The 14,948-nt window shown below is 73.3% G+C and carries 12 protein-coding genes; 6 read left to right on the forward strand and 6 right to left on the reverse strand.

Annotated features, from left to right (window positions below; genetic code table 11):
- Positions 1–5: 5 nt before the first annotated feature.
- The 5 genes from IF89_RS0128960 to IF89_RS0128980 all read right to left on the reverse strand — a co-directional run bounded on the left by IF89_RS0128960 (position 6) and on the right by IF89_RS0128980 (position 6,113).
- A complete protein-coding gene (locus tag IF89_RS0128960) occupies positions 6–1,193 on the reverse strand; it encodes a lipid-transfer protein (RefSeq protein ID WP_030774353.1) in 1,188 nt (395 codons plus the stop codon).
- 12 nt (positions 1,194–1,205) lie between these two features.
- Positions 1,206–3,338, reverse strand: a complete 2,133-nt coding sequence (locus IF89_RS0128965; RefSeq protein WP_030774355.1) for an acyl-CoA dehydrogenase — start codon at positions 3,336–3,338, stop codon at positions 1,206–1,208.
- 129 nt (positions 3,339–3,467) lie between these two features.
- Positions 3,468–5,075, reverse strand: a complete 1,608-nt coding sequence (locus tag IF89_RS0128970) for a serine/threonine-protein kinase (protein WP_030774358.1) — start codon at positions 5,073–5,075, stop codon at positions 3,468–3,470.
- Between the two features lie 35 nt (positions 5,076–5,110).
- Positions 5,111–5,305, reverse strand: a complete 195-nt coding sequence (locus IF89_RS0128975) for a DUF397 domain-containing protein (RefSeq protein ID WP_030774360.1) — start codon at positions 5,303–5,305, stop codon at positions 5,111–5,113.
- Complete coding sequence (locus IF89_RS0128980; protein ID WP_030774362.1) at positions 5,265–6,113, reverse strand: helix-turn-helix domain-containing protein; 849 nt, start codon at positions 6,111–6,113, stop codon at positions 5,265–5,267. The genes IF89_RS0128975 and IF89_RS0128980 overlap by 41 nt, the downstream gene beginning before the upstream one ends.
- A gap of 129 nt (positions 6,114–6,242) precedes the next feature.
- On the opposite strand from IF89_RS0128980, the gene IF89_RS0128985 reads away from it, so the two are divergent.
- The 6 genes from IF89_RS0128985 to IF89_RS0129015 all read left to right on the forward strand — a co-directional run bounded on the left by IF89_RS0128985 (position 6,243) and on the right by IF89_RS0129015 (position 14,279).
- Complete coding sequence (locus IF89_RS0128985; protein WP_030774364.1) at positions 6,243–7,646, forward strand: SMI1/KNR4 family protein; 1,404 nt, start codon at positions 6,243–6,245, stop codon at positions 7,644–7,646.
- A 94-nt stretch (positions 7,647–7,740) separates the two neighbouring features.
- Positions 7,741–8,382 carry a class I SAM-dependent methyltransferase gene (locus IF89_RS0128990; RefSeq protein ID WP_030774367.1) on the forward strand — a complete coding sequence of 214 codons (642 nt, stop codon included), beginning with the start codon at positions 7,741–7,743 and terminating at the stop codon, positions 8,380–8,382.
- Positions 8,383–8,470: 88 nt separating this feature from the next.
- Positions 8,471–9,454, forward strand: a complete 984-nt coding sequence (locus IF89_RS0128995) for an N-acetylmuramoyl-L-alanine amidase (protein WP_030774370.1) — start codon at positions 8,471–8,473, stop codon at positions 9,452–9,454.
- Between the two features lie 155 nt (positions 9,455–9,609).
- Complete coding sequence (locus IF89_RS0129005) at positions 9,610–10,425, forward strand: membrane protein (protein WP_030774371.1); 816 nt, start codon at positions 9,610–9,612, stop codon at positions 10,423–10,425.
- A gap of 145 nt (positions 10,426–10,570) precedes the next feature.
- Positions 10,571–13,171, forward strand: a complete 2,601-nt coding sequence (locus tag IF89_RS41045; protein WP_158717935.1) for a peptidoglycan recognition protein — start codon at positions 10,571–10,573, stop codon at positions 13,169–13,171.
- A gap of 97 nt (positions 13,172–13,268) precedes the next feature.
- On the forward strand, positions 13,269–14,279 hold the full coding sequence (locus tag IF89_RS0129015) for an LLM class F420-dependent oxidoreductase (protein ID WP_030774376.1): 1,011 nt from the start codon (positions 13,269–13,271) through the stop codon (positions 14,277–14,279).
- Positions 14,280–14,313: 34 nt separating this feature from the next.
- On the opposite strand, the gene IF89_RS41050 is transcribed toward IF89_RS0129015, so the two are convergent.
- Positions 14,314–14,697 (reverse strand): hypothetical protein, encoded by a 384-nt coding sequence (locus IF89_RS41050; RefSeq protein ID WP_158717936.1) that lies wholly within the window; start codon positions 14,695–14,697, stop codon positions 14,314–14,316.
- Between the last annotated feature and the right edge of the window lie 251 nt (positions 14,698–14,948).

Here is a 14,948-nt window from a genome sequence, read left to right on the forward strand (position 1 = left end):
GGGCGTCAGCGGCGGAGTAGGGTGACCACCGCCGCGCCGCCCAGGCCGATGTTGTGGGCCAGGCCCACACGGGCGCCCGGCACCTGCCGCGCCCCCGCCGCACCGCGCAGCTGCCAGACCAGTTCCGCGGCCTGGGCGAGGCCCGTCGCCCCCAGCGGGTGGCCCTTGGAGATCAGCCCGCCCGAAGGGTTCACCACCCACCGCCCCCCGTACGTCGTGGCCCCGCTCTCCACCAGCGTGCCCGCGGCCCCGTCCTCGCACATGCCCAGCGCCTCGTACGTCAGCAGCTCGTTGATCGAGAAGCAGTCGTGCAGTTCCACCACGTCCACGTCCTCGATGCCGAGCCCGGACGCCTCGTACACCTGCCGGGCCGCGGCCGCCGTCATCGGCTTGCCGACCACGTCGATGCACGAGCCCGACGCGAACGACTCCTCCGTGTCCGTCGTCATCGCCTGCGCGACGATCTCCACCGCCTTGTCGTGCAGTCCGTGCGCCACGAGGAACCGCTCGGACACCACCAGGACCGCCGCCGCGCCGTCCGAGGTGGGCGAGCACTGGAGCTTCGTCAGCGGGGCATGGATCTCCTTCGCCGCGAGGACCTCCTCGACCGAGTACACGTCCTGGAACTGCGCGTTGGGGTTGTCCGCGGAGTGCCGGTGGTTCTTCGCGCCGACCGCCGCCAGCTGCGCGGGTGTGGTCCCGTAGCGCTCCATGTGCTCGCGCGCCGCATTGCCGAAGATCTGTGCCGTGGGCGGGGACATCTCGAAACCGTGCCCCGCCGTCATGATCCCGTAGTGCCGGGCCACCGGCGAGGTCGCGAAGTCCCCTCCGTCCGCGCCCCCGCCCAGCGCGCCCCGCTTCATCTTCTCGAAGCCCAGCGCCAGTACGCAGTCGCTCAGTCCGCCCTCCACGAACTGCCGCGCCATCATCAGCGCCGTCGCCCCGGTCGCGCAGTTGTTGTTGACGTTGTAGACCGGCACCCCGCTCAGCCCCAGCTCGTACGCCGCCCGCTGGCCGGCGGTGGAGGCCTGGAAGCAGTGGCCGACCGGCACCTGCTGCACCAGCCCGTAGTCCACGCCCGCGTCCGCGAGCGCCGCGGACCCGGCCTCCTTCGCCATGTCCCAGTACTGCTGGTCCCGCGACTCGGGCTTCTCGAACTTCGTCATGCCCACGCCCACGATGTACGACTTCATGCCCGGTGACTCCTAGTCCCTGGGAAGGCCGAGCATCCGCTCGGCGACGACGTTGAGCTGGACCTGCGTGGTGCCCCCGGCGATGGTCAGGCAGCGGGACATGAGCAGCCCGTGCACCGCCCGCTCCCCCGCCCCCTCCCGCACCGCACCCGCCGGCCCGAGCACTTCGAGCGCGAGCTCGGCGGTCCGCTGCTGGTGCGGCGTCTGGACCAGTTTGCGCAACGACGCCCCCGCATCCGGCTCCAGCCCCGACACCTGCTGGAGGGTGGTGCGCAGCCCCATGCAGGCCAGGGCGTGCGCCTCGGCGGCCAGTGCGCCGATCCGCGCCCGTTGGGCGCCGTCGAGGTCGGCAGCGCGCGCGAGGAGCGCCTCCAGTCCGGTGTCGAAGGTCATCCGGTCGGCCATGTGCACCCGTTCGTTGCCGAGGGTGTTGCGGGCGACCTGCCAGCCGCCGTCGGCCGCGCCGACCAGCGCGTCGGGCGGGAGTTCCACTTCGTCGAGGTACACCTCGTTGAAGAGGGCCTCGCCGGTGATCTCCTTCAGCGGCCGGACGTCGATGCCGGGGGTGTTCCTCATGTCGACGACGAAGTAGCCGAGCCCCTTGTGCTTGGGCGCGGCCGGATCGGTGCGGGCCAGCAGGATGCCGAAGTCGGCGCTGTGCGCGGAACTCGTCCACACCTTCTGCCCGTTGACCAGCCAGGAGCCGTCCGCCCGCCGCTCGGCGCTGGTCCGCAGCGAGGCCAGGTCGGAGCCGGCGTCCGGCTCGGAGAAGAGCTGGCACCAGGTGATCTCCCCGCGCAGGGTGGGCAGTACGTAGGCGTCGCGCTGTGCCTGCGTGCCGTGGGCCAGCAGGGAGGGCACGATCCAGGTGGCGATGCCGAGGTCGCAGAGCTCGACCCCGGCGGCCGCCAGTTCCTGCTGGACGACGAGCTGCTCGACGGGCCCCGCGCCGAGGCCGTAGGGCGGCGGCAGCTGGGGGGCGGCGTAGCCGGTGGGGGCGAGGATCCGCCGGGCCGCGGCCGGGTCCAGCCCCCGCGCGTCCTCGATGGCCGCGCGCGCCTTCGCCCGGTACGCCTCGGCCTGCGCGGGCAGTTCCAGGCGCAGCTCACGGCGCGCCCCGGCGGCCGCGCACCGCACGGCCCGTAAGCGGTGCCCGTCGCCGGGTCCGAGGAGCTGGCGGGCGACGACCGCCCTGCGCAGGTGGATGTGGGCGTCGTGCTCCCATGTGAAGCCGATTCCGCCGAGGACCTGGATGCAGTCCTTGGCGCAGGAGTAGGCCGCGTCCAGGGCGGTCCCGGCGGCGAGGGCCGCCACGAGCGAGCGCACACCGGCGGGTTCGTCCATGGCCTGCGCGGCGTCCCAGGCCAGCGCGCGCGCCTGCTCCAGCCGTACGAGCATGTCGGCGCACAGGTGCTTGACGCCCTGGAACTGCCCGATGGGCCGCCCGAACTGCTCGCGCACCTTCGCGTACTCGGCCGCCGTGTGCAGGGCCCACCCGGCGGTGCCGCAGGCATCGGCGGCGAACAGCGTGCAGGCGAGGTCACGGACGAGCGCGGCGTCGACTTCCAGCAGCCGTCCGGCCGGGACCGCCGTGCCGCGCGCCCGCACCTCGGCGGTGGGGCGGGTGGGATCGGCGCTCTCGTGCGTCCGGATGTCCAGCGCGGCGGCGTCCACGGCGAACCAGCGGGTGCCGTGCGCGGCCTCCGCGGCGAGCAGCACGAGGTCGGCCTCGCCGGCGCCGAGCACGGGCGGGGCGACCCCGTCGAGCAGGTGCCCGCCGCCCTCGGTGGCCACGGCGGTCAGGGTGCCCGGCCCCAGCGCGACCGCCCCGACCCGGCCGGCGAGCGGCTCGGCCCCGGCCCGGTCCAGCAGTACGGAGGCCAGCACGCTCGGCAGGTACGCGCCGGGCAGCGCCCCCCGGGCCGCCTGCTCGACGACGACGGCCAGGTCGAGCAGGGTCCCGCCCTCCAGGTGCGGCTCCAGGAGGCCCGACGCGGTCAGCGCGTCCCAGTAGCCGGGCCGCACCCCGGTTCGCGGCGGGGAGTCGAGCAGCTTGCGCACCTCCTCCGGCGGCATGACCCGCGCCACCCAGCCGCGGACCGCCTCGGCCAACTCCCGCTGCTCCTGCGTGATTCCGATGCCCATGCGCGGCAGGCTAGAACACGTTCCATTCTGACGGAAGGTCAGGCAACGGTGTTTCCCCGATTCCCCGCGCCCGGCCGGTACTTCGGCCCCGGGGCCCGATCCGCTGCTTCAAGGCACACCCGCAGGCGGTCAGCGGCGCGTAGCGGCCTTCAACGCGGCGCGGGCGACGTCCTTCGCCTTCGTCTCGCAGGCGCCCTTGGTGTACGGCTTCGCCCGGAGGCTCACCCGGACGGAGAGGTTGCCCTCCCGTACGGCGAGTACGCAGGTCCAGTCGGCGTCCGCCGATCCCCAGTGGGCCTCGGTGCCGAAACCGAGACGGGGTGCCTCGCGCCGACCGGCCGCCGCCGACTGGAAGCGTTTCTTCTGCGCCGCCGCGTTGGCGTCCGCGTCCCCGCCGAGGGCCAGCTCCCATCGCACCAGCGCGGTCGGCGACGCCGCGGTGTCGCCGCCCCCGTTGCAGCTGGACTCCAGGCCGTCGGCCGTCTGGGACCAGGTGTCCCGGCCCGACGGCCGCAACTCCAGCGGCAGGGCCTTGCGCGCCGCCTGGCAACCGGGGATCCCGGTGTAGGCGATGGGGGCGTTCATCCGGTCCCGGACGTACAGTGCGGTCCCGGTACCGGCCACGAGCAGGACCGCGGCCGCCGCCAGTGCCGCGATCCGGCGCGGTGCACGCCACCGGCTGCGGGGGCCGGTGACACCGGGGACGCCGGTCGGTGGCGACGGCACCACCTGCGGTACGGGCCGCGGCGCGGGGGCCGGGACTGAGCCCGACCCGGGGGCGGGGGCGGCTTCCGGAAGGCGCGCGGGGGCGGGGGCCGACTCCGGACCGTCCGAGGAGCGGCCGGCCAACAGGGCGTCGATCCTTACCCGTTGGGCGGTGAGCATGCCGTACACGGCGGACGGCCACTGGCGGCCCGCCGGGGGCACCGGACCGATCAGCTCGTGCAGCTCCGCCGGGGTCGGCCTGGCCTCCGGGTCCTTGGCCAGGCAGCGTGCGACGAGGCCGCGCAGGCCCGCCGGGACCCCGCCGAGGTCCGGCTCGCCGTGCGCCACCTCGTACAGCGTCTTGAGCGTGGAGGTCCCGGCGAAGGGGCTGCGGCCCGTCAGCGCCATGACCAGCACGGAACCGAGGGAGAAGACGTCGCTGGCGGGCGTGAGCGGATGCCCCTCCGCCTGCTCGGGCGACATGTACGCGGGTGATCCGACGACGAACCCCGTACGTGTCAGCCCGGTATCGCCCTCCGCCCCGCCCTCCGTGGCCCGGGCGATGCCGAGGTCGATGACGCGCACGCCGTCCTCCGCGAGGAGTACGTTGTCGGGCTTGAGGTCACGGTGCACGAGCCCGGCCCGGTGGATCTCGGCCAGGGCCGACGTCAGGCCCGCGGCGAGACGGCGTACGACCTCCTCGGGCAGCACCCCGACCGCCTTGACCACGGCGCCGAGGGAGGGCCCGGCGACGAAGACCGAGGCCAGCCAGGGCGTCGACGCGTCCGGATCGGCGTCGATCACGGCGGCCGTGTACGCACCGGACACCTTGCGCGAGGCGGTGACCTCACGGCGGAAACGGGCTCGGAAGCCCTCGTCGTCGGCGAAGTGCGCAAGGACCTCCTTGACGGCCACGAGCCGCCCGTCCGGACCGGCCGCCAGCAGCACCCGCCCCATCCCGCCCTGCCCGAGCACGCCGACGACCTCGAACGGCCCCACGCGCGTCGGACCCCCCGGCTCCACCTGCTCCATGTCCCCCGCCCCCTACTCCCCGAGTCGGGAGCGGATCATACAGAGACGGCCTTCACGAACGCGGCGAAGGCGGCGGGGCTGACGGCGAACACGGGACCCTCGGGGACCTTGGAATCCCGCACGGCGACGAGGTGGGGCTGGGGTGCGACCTCGACGCACTGACCCCCGGTGTCACCGCTGTACGAGGACTTACGCCACTTCGCGCCCGTCATGTTCTGGATGGTCTCCATAGCGCTCCTCCATTACGCGGGCGATCAGGGCCGCCGATGCCTCCAGGGGCAGGGCAGCTGCCTGCAAATGATCGTATCGGAGCGAACCCTCTCTGAGGGCCTGTGGATTGGCCGTCATGTGGCCCTGCACAAAGTCCTCGGTGTAGACCAGGTCATGCTCATCTTCCAGCCGCAGGAGCGTGAACGAGCCCATCTGTCCCGCGTGTGCTCCCGCCTCGAACGGCAGAATCTGCACCTGCACCCATTGTCGCCTCTGCATAGCCAACAGGTGGGCGAGCTGCTCCCTCATGACCTCTCGGCCACCCACCTCCTGGTGAAGCACGGCCTCGCTCAACACCGCCCAACTCAGTGGCGGGTTCTCTCGGTGCAGAATGCGCTGCCGCTCCATTCGGGCCGCCACCTTCGCGTCGAGGTTTTCCCGGCTCCACGCCGCCAACACAGCCCGCGCGTAGGCCTCGGTCTGCAACAGGCCGTCCACCAGCTGTGCCTGGAACGAGGAGATGTACGCCGCCCGCGCCTCCATCTCCGCGTACGCCTGGAACCAGGTCGGCAGTTGGTGCCGCAGCACCAGCCCCACCAGCCGGGAGAACACCCCGCCCGTCCCCAGCGCCGCGTCCACCCGTTCCGAGAAATCCCGCGTCGGGACCCTGCGGGTGGTCTCGACCTGGCCGATGAGCGATCCCGTGCAGAAGACGATGCTGCCGAGCTGCGCCTGGTTGAGGCCCGCGTCCTCTCTCAGGCGGCGCAGTTCGGAGCCGTAGTAGTCCAGCGGTGAGGCGCTGGGATCGAGGTCGCGCACGCCGACCAAGGACGGTCACCCCCAAGCCGGTTACCGGTTGCGTGGCCGAGCGTAGCCATCCGCGCACCGTCCGGTGACCCGTTCCGCCAGGAACCCCCCTACGGCGTCGATGTCAGCGGCCCCGCGTACGGTCCGGCCATGGCTGATCAGGGACTCTCCGACGCATCGATGAACGACTTCGCGACCTGGGCACCGGTACTGCGGCTCCTGCGCGCCGAGCGGGCGCGCAGGTCCGCCGCCGGCTCCGTCCGCGTGACGGGCCGCATCGGCCGGGGCGGCTGGAGCCTGGCCCTCACCCGGCGGATGCCGCCCCCCGGCCGGGCCGCACAGGTGGAGGACATGCAGGAGGAGCACGACGCGGTGAAGCGGGTGCAGGAGGCGCTCGCGGACGCCGGGGTCGACGACGTCTCGTTCACCGCGGAGATACGACCGACCGGGCGGACCGTGCTCCAGCTGCTGGGCCCCAGCCCCGCCGTGGAACCCGGCATCGGGACCCCGCACCCGGGGGCGCTGATCCTGGTCGACGGCGCTGTCCCCGAGCCGTGGCGACGGCTCCCCGAACCGGCCCCCGGGGCGGCGCCGGCCCCCTCGGCCGACCTGGAGCTGCTGGAGCGGACGCTGCGTGAACGGCTGCCGCACGCCATCGGCGCGACGGAGGAGGAGATCGCGGCGGCCGAAGCACGCCTGGGCGTGACCCTGCCGGACGAGCTCAAGGTCCTGTACCGGGTGAAGCGGGCCCGGTGGGAGGACCTGAGTGGCGACCACGACGCGGCGAGGAACGAGTGCGAGGCTGTTGGCTGCGAGCTGTTCGACCTCGACGGCCTGTACGTCGCGGACGCGGCGTCCCGTCGGTGCCGCTGGGAGTTCGCGGCGATGGAGGCGGTCGTCACCGGGCCCGGGGCCAGGGTGCAGGGTCTGGTGGGCTCACCCGGCTGGATCGCCTTCGGCGACAACGGCGGGGGAGACCGGCTGGCCGTCGACCTGACACCCGGCCCCCGTGGGCACAAGGGCCAGATCATCATGCTGTCCCACGAGGAGAACGTCGGCGCCGAGCTGGTCGCCGACTCCCTCACCGACCTCGTGCTGGGCCGGCTCGGCTCGGAGCCCCGCGGGTGCGGGCAGCGGCGGCCGCCCGCCGTCGCCCGGGTCAACGTCGCGAGCCTGCGCAGTGTCGAGGCCGCCGCGCATCCGGGCCTGGAGGTCCTGTCCATCGGGGTGTGGGACGAGGCACCGCTCAGCCTCGCCCCCGTCCTCGGGCTGCCCCGTCTGCGCACGCTGACCGCGTACCCCGGCACGCTGGCCGACCCGTTGGAGATCGCCGCACTCACCGGGCTGGAATACCTCGAACTCGGCCCGCAGGAGTGGCGCGTGCTCCTGGACGCCGGAACGGTGCCGCGCGGCCTCTCGGCCGCCGCCATCAGGACGCACGGCGACCAGGACCCCCTGCCGATCGTGGCCGTCGCGAACGAGATCCTGGACCTGTGGGACCGGCCCCGGATCGTCCGGACGGTCCTGGAAGGCGACCTCGGACCACGGGCGTAGCCGGCGGGCCGGTCGGAGGCCACCCCGGCCGTGGCGTCCTACCGGCGGGTAGGGCAGCATGGGCGGCCACACGCAGCTCAGCAGGAGGAACGCCATGGCCAGCCCCAAGCCGGAGACCCTCGCCGCCTTCGAGGCGGCCAAGGGCTTCATGCCCGTGCGGGAGGGCCTGGCCCTGTACGAGGCCGCCGCCGCGGCCGGTCGGCTCGGGCTGCCCCTGCTGGAGGTCGGCACGTACTGCGGGCGCTCGACCATCCTGCTGGCCGACGCCGCCCGCGAGGCCGGCGTGGCCGCGGTCACCGTGGACCACCACCGGGGCAGCGAGGAGCAGCAGCCGGGCTGGGAGTACCACGACCAGACGGTCGTGGACCCGGAGATCGGGCTGATGGACACCCTGCCGACCTTCCGCCGCACCCTGCACCGGGCCGGTCTGGAGGAGCACGTGATCGCGATCGTCGGCCGCTCCCCGCAGGTCGCCGCCACCTGGGGCGGCAAGCTCGGCCTCGTCTTCATCGACGGCGGCCACACCGACGAGCACGCCACCGGGGACTACGAGGGCTGGGCCCCGCACGTCGCGGAGGGCGGCACGCTCGTCATCCACGACGTGTTCCCCGACCCGGCGGACGGCGGCCAGGCCCCCTACCGGATCTACCTGCGCGCCCTCGCCTCGGGGGCCTTCGAGGAGGTCTCCGTCACCGACTCGCTGCGCGTGCTGCGCCGCACCGGGCCGGGCCTCTGACGCCGACCCGCCACTCATATAAGCGCACCACGCCCCCGGATGGCGCAGTACCGGTCGGGCCGCCGGGCGGCGGTCTAGCATCGCCGACGTGCGCTACGACGACAGCTCCCCGCCCCCCGAGTCCGGCCCCTCGGCGAATCCGGACCGGCACTGGTTCACCCGACGCTCCACGCTCGTGGTCGGGATCGCCGCGCTCGCCCCGGCCTGCCTCGCCGGCTGGGTCCTGACCCAGGCGCTGTCCGGCGCCGGGTCGGACGAGAGCCGTCCCCGCCCGGCGCCGCAGCCCGCCGGCCACGCGACCGTGTCGCCGGGCCAGCGGGACGCCAAGCCGGGCTCCACCCCCAGCGACAGCCCGGGCACGCCCGCGGCGGCCCCCCTACCGGCGCCCGCCAAGGGGCCGCTCACCGGGAAGACCGTGGTCGTCGACCCCGGGCACAACACCGGCAACTTCCAGCACACCGACGAGATCGACCAGCAGGTCGACATCGGCACCAACCGCAAGGAGTGCGACACCACCGGCACCACCACGAACTCCGGCTACATGGAAGCCGAGTTCACGATGGACGTGTCGAAACGCCTGCGGACCGCGCTGGAGGCCCAGGGCGCGAAGGTGGTCCTCACCCACGAGACCGGCGCCCGCGCCTGGGGGCCGTGCATCACCGAGCGCGCCCGCATCGGCAACGACGCCAAGGCCGACGCCGTCGTGTCCGTGCACGCCGACGGGGTCTCGTCCGGCAGCCGGGGTTTCCACGTCATCCTCCCGGCCAAGGTCAGGAGCGGCGCCGCCGACACCGCGAAGATCGTCGAACCGTCGCGCGAGCTGGGCGAACGCATCGCCGGGAACTTCGCCCGCACCACCGGTTCGGAGCCCGCCAACTACCTCGGCGGTGGTACCGGTTTGGTGGTCCGGGACGATCTGGGCGGACTGAACCTGTCAACTCGGCCCAAGGTGTTCATCGAATGCGGCAACATGCGTGACGCCAAGGACGCGGCGAAGCTGACGAGTCCGGAGTGGCGGCAGAAGGCGGCCCAGGGCATCGCGGACGGCATCGTCGGCTTCCTGGGCGGGTAGTCCCTCTCGGGCGTCCCGCCGGGACGCCCGCCGCCCCGATCCTCTCGGCCGCGGAGAACCTCCGTACCATGGTGCCGCCCGCCCTGCTGCAGGCACGATCTGCGCTGCGACCGCGGCACCACGAGACGACCGAGACCGAGAAGGACACCTGAGACGTGAACATCCGCTCCCTCACTCGAGGCGACGGCGTGGTGATCGGAGCAGCGGCGCTGCTGTTCATCGCCTCGTTCCTCGATTTCTACTCCACCACGGGTGGCGACCTGCCGAGCGCGTGGGACACCGACGCCTACCGTCTGGTGCTGCCCAGCGTCTTCCTGCTCGGCTTCATCGCCGCGGGTCTGCTCGTCGCCAGCCGCTTCCAGCCGGAGAGCCGCAAGGTGCTCGGCATGCCGCTGTCGGGGTGGGGCACCGTGCTCGCCGTCTCGGCCGCCTGGTCCGCCCTGTGGGCGCTGATCACCTGCCCGAGCACGCTGGACCTGGGCGCGGGCGCGGTCATCGCCTTCCTCGCCACCCTGGCCCTGGCCGGTGTGGCCGTCTTCGGTGCGAAGGTCCCGGCGCTCGCCGGTTCGCTGGTGCCGGAGGCGCGGCCCGCCGCCCCGCAGCCGTACGGCGGCCAGCCGCAGCAGGGTGCCGGCTACGGCTACCCGGGCGGGCAGCAGCCGTACGGTTCCACCCCGCAGCCGGTCCCGCCGTACGGCGGCACGCCGACCCCGGCGCCGGGCCAGCACGACTCCGGCGCCGGCCACCAGGCGGCGCCCGCCCCGGCGGCGGACTTCAGCCCGTTCTGGTTCGCCGTGCCGGTGGCCCGGCCCCTCTTCGCGGAGGACGGCTCGCCCACGCAGATCGCCGAACTCGCGCCGGGCACCTGGTACCTGGCGGTCGAGCAGCGCGGCGGGACCGCGCTCGTCGCGCAGACCCAGGACGGCCGTCGCGGCATCCTGAGCGACACCTCGGGGATCCAGCGCGGCTGAACCGCCGACGCCCCACCCGTTCCACCCCGTCGCCCCGCCGGCAGCCGCCGGCGGGGCGACGTGCGTTCGGAGCTGTCGGTACGAGTCAGTAGCATCGCCCCAACCAGCACTCATATTCGATGAGTTGAAACGGGTGGGGAACTACGTGATAGCAAGTCGCACGCGCGCAACGGCTCTGGCCGCCGCGCTCGGCGTCGTCGTGGCGCTGAGCCTGCCGGGGGTGGCCGTGGCCGCCGGACCCGGCCCGGACCGGGCGGGCAGCAGCGCTGCCGCCGGGACGGCCGGCCCGGTCGAGGGATCGGTCCGCAGGCTCGCGCTGGAGCCGAAGAGCGCCACGGAGGCCTCGGTCTCCGCGCACGGCACCGAGCGGTTCGGCCTCATGGGGGTGTCCTGGAAGGACGCCGCCGCCGAGGTGCAGGGAAAGATCGAGGCCCGCAGCCGCAACGCCGCGACGGGGGCGTGGACGCCGTGGGTCGCGCTGGAGCCGCTCAAGGGCGGCCTCGACGGCAACCGGCCCGGAGCGCGCGGCGCCACGGAGCCCGTGTGGGTCGGTGCCGCGGACGGGGCCGAGGTACGGGTGAGCGGCGGCTCCGCCGCGCTGCCCGCCGGTCTGGAGCTGAACCTGGTGGACCCGGGCGAGCCCGGGCGCAGCGGTACGGCGAAGTCCGCGCCCGCCTCGGGCGCCGGGCCGGCCGCCGCCGCGGTGGCGCCCGGACCGGAGTCGACGGCGCCGCGACCGGACGTTGTCACGCGCGCCCAGTGGGGGGCCGACGAGTCCCTGAACAACGAGGGCCCGATCTACCTCGCGGGCGGCAGGATCAAGGCCCTGTTCGTGCACCACACGGCGGCGACGGCCCCGTACGAGTGCACCGACTCCGCGGCCATCGTCCGCGGTCTGCACGTCTACCACGTGAAGACCAACGGCTGGCGCGACCTGGGCTACAACTTCCTCGTCGACAAGTGCGGCACCCTGTTCGAGGGCCGTCAGGGCGGCGTGGACCAGCCCGTGATGGGTGCCCACACCTACGGCTTCAACTCGGAGTCGACGAGCGTCGCGGTCCTCGGCGACTACACGAACGCCGGGGCCTCGCCCGCCGCGCTCGACGGCATCTCGAAGATGGCCGCGTACAAGCTGGGCCAGTACGACGCGGACATGAACGGCACGACCGCGCTGACTGCGGGCGCCACGCAGAAGAACTACGCCGGCACCAGCTTCACCGCCGGTCAGCAGTACCCGTTCCGCACGGTCTCCGGGCACCGGGACGGCTTCAACACCGAGTGCCCGGGCCACCAGCTGTACCCGCAGCTGGACACGATCCGCACGTCGGGCCCGGCGGCCCGGCTGAAGATCGGCGCCGTGAACGACAAGGCAGTCGCGCCGGGTGACACGGTGAAGACCCCGGGACAGCTGGTGGTCGACTTCTCCACCAGCACGGCCGCACCGCTGGTGCGCTCGTTCGAGCTGCTGGTGGACGGCGCGTCGGTCGCGACGGTCGCCGGTGACGCCACGCGCGTCGCCACCATGCTCGGCCTGGGCAGCCACCGGGTGCAGATCCGGGCGACCGCCGTGAACGGCAAGGTCTCCACGACCCTGCCGGTCACGGTCGACGCGGACGTCTCGGACGTCAAGTACGTCCCGGTCCTGCCCAAGCGCCTGATGGACACCCGCGAGGGCCTGGGCGTGCCGAAGGCCAAGGTCGGACCGGGCGGCGTGGTGGCCCTGAAGGTCGCCGGCGTCCAGGGCGTCCCGGCGTACGGGGTGACCTCCGTGGTGCTGAACGTGACGGCGACCAACCCGACGGAGTCCGGCCACGTGTCGGTCTACCCCAACGGCACGGTCCGCACGAGCGCCTCGAACCTCAACTTCACCCCCGGGCAGACCATCCCCAACCTGGTCGTCGTGCCCGTCCACGACGGGATCGTGCAGTTCTACAACAGCGCGGGCACCGTCGACCTGATCGCCGACATCACCGGCTACTTCCTCGCGAGCGGCGAGGGCGGCACCCACATGAACCTCGGCCCGAAGCGGGTCCTGGACACGCGGAGCGGCACGGGAGGCGTCCCGGTCGCCCCGGTCGGCGCGGGCGGCGTCCTCGACCTCGACCTCTCGGCCGTCGACGGGCTCCCCGCACAGGACGGCCTCACGGCGGTGGTGCTCAACGTGACGGCGACCAACCCGACCACGTCCAGCCACGTGTCCGTCTTCCCGAGCGGCACCACCCGCACCAGCGCCTCGAACCTCAACTTCACCGCCGGCCAGACCATCCCCAACCTGGTCGTCGTCCCGGTGGTGAACGGGAAGGTCAGCTTCTACAACAACGCCGGCAGCGTCGACCTCATCGCCGACATCACCGGCTACTTCACCTCCTCGGGCGCGGGCGCCAAGCACTCCAACCTCGGTCCGAAGCGCCTGATGGACACCCGTAGCGGGCTGGGCGCCGCCAAGGCACCGGTCGGGCAGGGCGGAGTCGTCACCCTGACCGTGGCGGGCGTCGAGGGCGTCCCGGCCACCGGTGTCACCGCGGTGATCCTGAACGTGACGGCGACCAACCCGACGACGTCCAGCTACGTGTCGGTGTACCCGAGCGGCACCACCCGCACGAGCGCCTCGAACCTCAACTTCACCGCCGGCCAGACCATCCCCAACCTGGTCGTCGTCCCGGTCGTGGACGGGAAGGTCAGCTTCTACAACAACGCCGGCAGCGTCGACCTCATCGCCGACATCACCGGCTACTTCAGCAAGTAGCCCGGGCCGGAGCCGCGGCCCCCCGCCCTTCCGGGCGGGGGGCCGTTGCCCTACAGTCACCTGACGCTTCGTCAGTTACGGCTGGAGGGAACCGTTCATGCGCCTCGGACTCGCACTCGGCTACTGGGGCCGCGGCCCCTCCCCCGCCCACCTCGACCTCGCCACCGAGGCCGAGAACCTCGGGTACCACTCGGTGTGGACCGCCGAGGCCTGGGGCTCCGACGCCTTCACCCCGCTCACCTGGATCGCCGCGCACACCTCCCGGATCCGCCTGGGCACCGCCATCGCGCAGATGGCCGCCCGCTCCCCGACCGCCACCGCCATGCACGCCCTGACCCTGGACCACCTCTCCGGCGGCCGGATGATGCTCGGCCTGGGCCTGTCCGGTCCGCAGGTCGTCGAGGGCTGGTACGGGCGCCCGTTCCCCGCGAGCCCGCTGACCGCCACCCGTGAGTACGTCGACGTCATCCGCCAGGTGCTGCGCCGCGAGGGCCCGGTCGCCCTCGAAGGCCGCTTCCACAGCCACCCCTACCGGGGCGCGGACGCGGCCGGCACCGGCAAGCCCCTCAAGCCCATCACCCATCCGCTCCGCGCGGACCTGCCGCTCCTCCTCGGCGCGGAAGGGCCCAACAACATCGCCCAGACCACCCGCATCGCCGATGGCTGGCTCCCGCTGTACTGGTCGCCGACCCGCACCGGCGTCCACCAGGCCTCCCTCACGGACCTCCCCGACGGGTTCATGATCGCGCCGATGGCCCGCGCCCAGGTCTGCGACGACATCGCCGAGGGCCTGCTCCCCGTCAAGGCCATGCTCGGCTTCTACATCGGCGGCATGGGGCACGCGGCCCGCAACTTCCACGCCGACCTGATGGCCCGGATGGGCTACGAGGAGGAGGCCCGCCGCATCCAGCAGCTCTTCCTCGCGGGCCGCAAGGAGGAGGCCGTACTCGCCGTCCCGGACTCCTTCGCCGACGAGATCTCACTGGTCGGCCCCCGCGAGCGGATCGCGGAACGCCTCGACCTGTGGCGCAAGGGGCCCGTCACCGACCTCCTCGTCACCGCCCCGGACCCGCACACCCTGCGCGTCCTGGCCGAGCTCAACGGCTGAGACCGACGACCGCCGGGCGGCGCGGGACGCCCGGTCACTCCGCCCGCGGCACGGCCTCCAGCAGCTCCCGCACGTCCAGCGGCATCACGGCGATCTCGATGGTCCCGCCGCCCTCGTAGGCGCAGGTCACGATCCGCGACCCGGGATGGATGGAGATCCCCTCCTTCATCGACGGCATCCTCAGACCGGTGGCCCGCCCGCCGGGCAGCGCCACCGCCTCGCCGCGCTCCGGGACCCAGCGGGCCGTGCCGCCGTCGGCATGCACCCGTCCCGGCCGCCACCGCCCCTGCCCGGCCGGCTGCCGCGCCATCCCGGGGATTCCCGGCACGGGCCCGGCAGCCACCCGCGCCAGGTGCTTGCGGCGCACCAGCCATCCGACGACCCCGATCCCGCCGGCCAGCACCACGTACTCGATCACGCCCCCCATTCAAACAGCCCCGCGGTCGAGGGGGCCGCGAGGCCCGCCCCGACCAGGGGGCTGTGGGAGGACGACACACCTGGAGTGTGTCTGTGGATCGGGCCGGATCAGGGTGCGTGCCGGGCTCCGCGAGCCCGGCACGATCCGAAAGACACGGCCTAGGTGTATTGATCACGAGCGTTGTTAACAGGGCTGGGTCTTGATCATGGCGGAGACCTCCGGTGTGGTGGAGGTGTCTAGGCTCCACACCA

Origin of the sequence: Streptomyces sp. NRRL F-2664 (genome assembly GCF_000719345.1) — a bacterium.
GTDB lineage: Bacteria > Actinomycetota > Actinomycetes > Streptomycetales > Streptomycetaceae > Streptomyces.

Coding starts and splice junctions, on each gene's coding strand:
- IF89_RS0128985 (WP_030774364.1), top strand. CDS start 6,243: ATGGCTGATCAGGGACTCTCCGACGCATCGATGAACGACTTCGCGACC.
- IF89_RS0128990 (WP_030774367.1), top strand. CDS start 7,741: ATGGCCAGCCCCAAGCCGGAGACCCTCGCCGCCTTCGAGGCGGCCAAG.
- IF89_RS0128960 (WP_030774353.1), bottom strand. CDS start 1,193: ATGAAGTCGTACATCGTGGGCGTGGGCATGACGAAGTTCGAGAAGCCC.
- IF89_RS0129015 (WP_030774376.1), top strand. CDS start 13,269: ATGCGCCTCGGACTCGCACTCGGCTACTGGGGCCGCGGCCCCTCCCCC.
- IF89_RS0128970 (WP_030774358.1), bottom strand. CDS start 5,075: ATGGAGCAGGTGGAGCCGGGGGGTCCGACGCGCGTGGGGCCGTTCGAG.
- IF89_RS0128965 (WP_030774355.1), bottom strand. CDS start 3,338: ATGGGCATCGGAATCACGCAGGAGCAGCGGGAGTTGGCCGAGGCGGTC.
- IF89_RS0128975 (WP_030774360.1), bottom strand. CDS start 5,305: ATGGAGACCATCCAGAACATGACGGGCGCGAAGTGGCGTAAGTCCTCG.